Raw genomic sequence first — 5203 nt, forward strand, 5'->3', positions numbered from 1 at the left:
TCCCTTCGGTCTTGCGTTTCCGACTCTATCAGATCTTTCCGATCCGATTTCCTCGGTGCTTTCCAGGTTCTCGCTTTCGCGTTTCCCTTTCCGGCACTTCCGACTTTATCAGAGATTCTGAGTCGGAATTTCCGCCCTCCGGGGCCGGCTCCGAACCACGAAGTGGTCGGGTGCCCGTCCGAGCGGAGATGTAAACGTACTGGAGCGGGGCGCCCCGATGCAAATCGAGGCGCCCCGCTCCTGGTTGACGCTGTCGGAGACCCGACGGGCCGTCAGACCTCCACGACGACAGGGAGGATCATCGGCCGGCGTCGGTAGGTGTCCGACACCCACTTGCCGAGGGTCCTGCGCACCAGCTGCTGGAGCTGATGGGGCTCGACGACCCCGTCCTGGGCCGAGCGTTCCAGTACTTCGACCACCTTGGGGAGCACGGCGGCGAAGGCCGAGTCCTCGATGCCGGAGCCCCGGGCCTGGACGTGCGGGCCGCCGGTGATCTTGCCGGTGGAGGAGTCGATGACGACGAAGACGGAGATGATGCCCTCGTCGCCGAGGATCTTGCGGTCCTTGAGCGCCGGTTCGCCCACGTCGCCGACGGAGAGGCCGTCGACGTAGACGTAGCCCGCCTGGACCTTGCCGGCGATCTTCGCCTTGCCTTCGATGAGGTCGACGACGACGCCGTCCTCGGCGATGACGATGCGGTCGTGCGGGACGCCGGTCAGGGCGCCCAGCTCGGCGTTGGCGCGCAGGTGGCGCCACTCGCCGTGGACCGGCATCAGGTTTCTGGGCCGGCAGATGTTGTAGAAGTACAGCAGCTCGCCGGCCGAGGCGTGGCCCGAGACGTGGACCTTGGCGTTGCCCTTGTGCACGACGTGCGCGCCCCAGCGGGTCAGGCCGTTGATCACGCGGTAGACCGCGTTCTCGTTGCCGGGGATGAGGGACGACGCCAGGATCACCGTGTCGCCGTCGACGATGCGGATCTGGTGGTCGCGGTTGGCCATGCGGGACAGGGCTGCCATGGGTTCGCCCTGGGAGCCCGTGCAGACCAGGACCACTTCGCTGTCCGGCAGGTCGTCGAGCGTCTTGACGTCCACGACCAGGCCCGGCGGGACCTTCAGGTAACCGAGGTCCCGGGCGATGCCCATGTTGCGGACCATCGAGCGGCCGACGAAGGCGACCCGGCGGCCGTACTCGTGCGCCGCGTCCAGGATCTGCTGGATGCGGTGCACGTGACTCGCGAAGCTCGCCACGATGATCCGCTTGCGGGCACCCGCGAAGACCTGGCGCAGGACGTTGGAGATGTCGCGCTCGGGCGGGACGAAGCCCGGGACCTCGGCGTTCGTCGAGTCGGAGAGGAGGAGGTCGATGCCCTCCTCGCTCAGGCGCGCGAAGGCGTGCAGGTCCGTGAGGCGGTTGTCCAGCGGGAGCTGGTCCATCTTGAAGTCGCCGGTGTGGACCACCATGCCCGCCGGGGTGCGGATGGCGACGGCCAGCGCGTCCGGGATGGAGTGGTTGACCGCGACGAACTCACAGTCGAAGGGGCCCACGCGCTCGCGGTGCCCCTCGGCCACCTCGAGGGTGTAGGGGCGGATCCGGTGCTCCTGGAGCTTGGCCTCGATGAGCGCGAGGGTCAGCTTGGAGCCGATCAGCGGGATGTCCGGCTTCTCGCGGAGGAGGAACGGGACGCCGCCGATGTGGTCCTCGTGACCGTGGGTGAGGACGATGCCCTCGATGTCGTCGAGGCGGTCCCGGATGGACGAGAAGTCCGGCAGGATCAGGTCGATTCCGGGCTGCTCCTCCTCGGGGAAGAGCACTCCGCAGTCGACGATCAGCAGACGGCCGCCGTACTCGAAGACCGTCATGTTGCGGCCGATCTCGCCGAGGCCGCCCAGGGGGGTGACCCGCAGGCCACCCTTGGGGAGCGCCGGGGGCCGGCCCAGTTCAGGATGCGGATGACTCAAAAGACTCTCCTCAACCACGCGCGCCACGTACCGGTGGGCACGTGGCGCGCGTGACGTTCGTGCAGAAGCAGTTGTCGTGGTGGGGTGCGGGCACCGGTGGCCCGCGTATTCAGTTGTGAAGTCCGGTCGTGCGGTGGTGCCAAGTCTGTTGTCAGAGCTGTACCCCGCCGGCGGCAAGATCGATCTTGAGCTGCTCGGTTTCCTCGGGTGTGAGGCCGACCATCGGCGCGCGCAGCGGTCCGGCGGGCAGTCCCTGGAGGGCGAGCGCGGCCTTGGTGGTCATGACGCCCTGGGTACGGAACATGCCGGTGAAGACCGGGAGCAGCTTCTGGTGGATCTCCAGTGCCTTCTGTACGTCACCCGCGACGTGCGCGTCCACCATGGCGCGCAGTTCCGGGGTGACGACATGGCCGACGACGGAGACGAAACCGACCGCGCCCACGGAGAGCAGCGGCAGGTTCAGCATGTCGTCGCCCGAATACCAGGCGAGGCCGGAGCGCGCGATGGCCCAGCTGGCGCGGCCGAGGTCGCCCTTCGCGTCCTTGTTCGCGACGATCCTCGGGTGCTCCGCGAGACGGACCAGCGTCTCCGTGTTGATCGGGACGCCGCTGCGGCCGGGGATGTCGTAGAGCATGACCGGCAGGCCGGTGGCGTCGGCGATGGCCGTGAAGTGCAGGTACAGGCCGTCCTGCGGGGGCTTGTTGTAGTACGGCGTGACGAGCAGGATGCCGTGCGCGCCGGCGCGTTCGGCGGCGCGGGCCAGCTCGATGCTGTGCTGGGTGTTGTTGGTGCCGGCTCCGGCGATGACGTGTGCCCGGTCGCCGACGGCTTCCAGGACGGCTCGTACGAGGTCCGCTTTCTCCGCGTCGCTGGTGGTGGGGGACTCGCCGGTGGTGCCGTTGACGATCAGGCCGTCGTTGCCTGCGTCCACCAGATGGGCGGCGAGCCGCTGCGCGCCGTCGAGGTCGAGTGCGCCGTCCGCCTTGAGAGGCGTGACCATGGCGGTGAGGACCCGCCCGAAGGGGGTCTGCGGAGTGGAGGTCGGAGCCATGGGTTACACGCTACTCGTTGCTCAGGGCGGGGTCTGCCCTCGGGGGAGGCGGCAGGTCGGGAGGGGAGGTGGAGCCCGGCACTGCCTGCTCGGGGGTTCAAGCAGTGCCGGGTCCCTTTGATCAGGCTAAGTGAACTTCTCAGAACGCCGCAATACGGACACTTCGGGTGGCTGATGCGTACATCTGTGCCGACGGTCCGATGGGCGTCCGGTCCGGGGGGCCGCCGGGAGGTTACGGGGCCACGCGACCGTTGGCGTTGAAGGCCGCGTGGGTGAGCGGCATCAGCCGGGCCCACTGCTCCTCCATCTTCTCGCCGACCATCTCGATCTCGCGCTGCGGGAAGGACGGGACCTTCGCCAGTTCGTGCTGGGTGCGCAGGCCGAGGAAGTGCATCAGCGAGCGGGCGTTGCAGGTGGCGTACATCGACGAGTAGAGGCCGACGGGGAGCACCGCGCGGGCCACCTCGCGGGCGACGCCGGCGGCGAGCATCTCCTGGTAGGTCCGGTAGGCCTCGCGGTAGGAGTCCTCCATCGACCGGCTCACCAGGCCGTGCTGCTCGGCGGTGCCCTCGACGAAGACGTACTTGCCCGGGCGGCCCTGCTGGACCAGCTTGCGGGAGGTGTCCGGCACGTAGAAGACCGGCTGGAGCTCCCTGTAGCGGCCCGATTCCTCGTTGTACGACCAGCCGACGCGGTGCCGCATGAACTCGCGGAAGACGAAGATCGGGGCGCTGACGAAGAAGGTCATCGAGTTGTGCTCGAACGGGCTGCCGTGCCGGTCCCGCATGAGGTAGTTGATCAGACCCTTGGAGCGCTCCGGGTCCTTCTTCAGCTCGTCGAGGGACTGCTCCCCGGCGGTCGAGACGCGGGCGGCGAACAGCACGTCCGAGTCGGTCGCGGCGCTCTTGACCAGCTCGACGGTGACGTCGCTGCGAAGGTCGATCTTGAAATCGTCGGCGGGGGTGTCGGTCACGGGTGCAGGGCCTTCCCATCTTGTCGCTTGGCGAGGGCCACTCTACGGCCCGCCGAAAGGGGCGATCGGTGGCGTGCCGCGATGAAGTCGGTGAAACAGGGCACCCGCGGGGGCGTTCGTTCGTCTGTATGAGTAACAGCGATGCATTCATTCCCCGAAGGGAGACGCAGCCTCCATGATCCGCCGGCGTGAACCCGTGCCGTTCGCCTTCGTCGCCGAAGCCGACAGGTTCCGCAGCAATGTCACACCCCCGCCCCGGGAGCGGGCGTCCATGGGCCAGATGGCCGGGCGCTGGCTGCTCGGCCTCACCCTCGTCGCCGGGATCGTGGGCTCCCTGGTGATCGGGATGCCTGCCCTGTCGGCCGACCAGCCGTCCGGCCACAAGCAGCCGTCACAGGCCTCCGAGCGCCGTTAGACGCGTCGCGGGCCGGTCCGGCCGGTCCTCCTGACTCCATCCGGGGCCCCGAAGGTGGTGACCGGTGACACAGGTCGGTAGCCTCACCGGGCACAGAACGTGCCATGGAACGAGTGAGGACCAGCCGTGCCCCTGCCCTTCCTGACGGCCGACCGCGCCTTCGACACCGATGACGACGTCGCGCTGCCCCACGACGACCGCGACCTCTGGCGCCGGCCCTACCGGCCGGGGCCCTGGCGGGTGGGGGCGGCGGCGCTGACGCTGCTGCTCGCCTCGTTCGTCCTGTTCGCGGGTGTCGTCATCGCGGCCACGGCTCCGTTGTCCTCCGCCGGTGCGGTCTTCGCCATCGCGGTCGTCATGATCGTGTGCGCCCTGCGCCTGCTGCGCATGGGCGCCTGGGTGAGCGCTCGGGGCGTGCGGCAGGTGAGCTTCCTCAGCACCCGCACGGTGGCCTGGCAGCAGGTCTCCAGCGTGCGCACGGTGCAGCAGCCGGTGCGCTGGCTCGGGCTGCCGCGCACCGTGCAGGGGCAGGCGCTGCTTCTCGTCCGGCAGGGCCGGTCCGGGGAGACCCTGCCGCCCCTGCTGACCACGCACAGCGCAGACTTCCTCGCCCGTGAGGAGTCCTTCGACCGGGCCGCCGACACGGTGGAGGCGTGGGCCGCGGAGTACCGGCAGGGCTGAGCGCCCGCGACACGCTCGTCACAGGGGCTGGGGGGGGGGGGGGGGGGGGGGGGGGGGGGGGGGGGAGGGTGGGGGGGGGGGGGGGGGGGGGGGGAGGGGGGGAAGGGGGGGGATGGTTGGCGGAG

The 5203-nt window shown here is 69.4% G+C and carries 5 protein-coding genes; 2 read left to right on the forward strand and 3 right to left on the reverse strand.

From position 1 onward, the window contains the following. Positions 1 to 272: 272 nt before the first annotated feature. The 3 genes from AC07FV_RS34295 to thyX all read right to left on the reverse strand — a co-directional run bounded on the left by AC07FV_RS34295 (position 273) and on the right by thyX (position 3982). Positions 273 to 1958 carry a ribonuclease J gene (locus AC07FV_RS34295; RefSeq protein WP_479091639.1) on the reverse strand — a complete coding sequence of 562 codons (1686 nt, stop codon included), beginning with the start codon at positions 1956 to 1958 and terminating at the stop codon, positions 273 to 275. A 151-nt stretch (positions 1959 to 2109) separates the two neighbouring features. Continuing rightward, positions 2110 to 3009 carry a 4-hydroxy-tetrahydrodipicolinate synthase gene (gene dapA, locus AC07FV_RS34300; RefSeq protein WP_383650904.1) on the reverse strand — a complete coding sequence of 300 codons (900 nt, stop codon included), beginning with the start codon at positions 3007 to 3009 and terminating at the stop codon, positions 2110 to 2112. Positions 3010 to 3241: 232 nt separating this feature from the next. Beyond that, a complete protein-coding gene (thyX, locus tag AC07FV_RS34305; RefSeq protein WP_384703991.1) occupies positions 3242 to 3982 on the reverse strand; it encodes an FAD-dependent thymidylate synthase in 741 nt (246 codons plus the stop codon). 175 nt (positions 3983 to 4157) lie between these two features. On the opposite strand from thyX, the gene AC07FV_RS34310 reads away from it, so the two are divergent. Together AC07FV_RS34310 and AC07FV_RS34315 are read left to right on the forward strand one after the other, a co-directional pair. Beyond that, a complete protein-coding gene (locus tag AC07FV_RS34310) occupies positions 4158 to 4397 on the forward strand; it encodes a hypothetical protein (RefSeq protein WP_479091641.1) in 240 nt (79 codons plus the stop codon). A 126-nt stretch (positions 4398 to 4523) separates the two neighbouring features. Next, complete coding sequence (locus tag AC07FV_RS34315; protein WP_479091642.1) at positions 4524 to 5078, forward strand: hypothetical protein; 555 nt, start codon at positions 4524 to 4526, stop codon at positions 5076 to 5078. Positions 5079 to 5203: the final 125 nt, after the last annotated feature.

Source organism: Streptomyces sp. NPDC045956 (assembly GCF_056430705.1).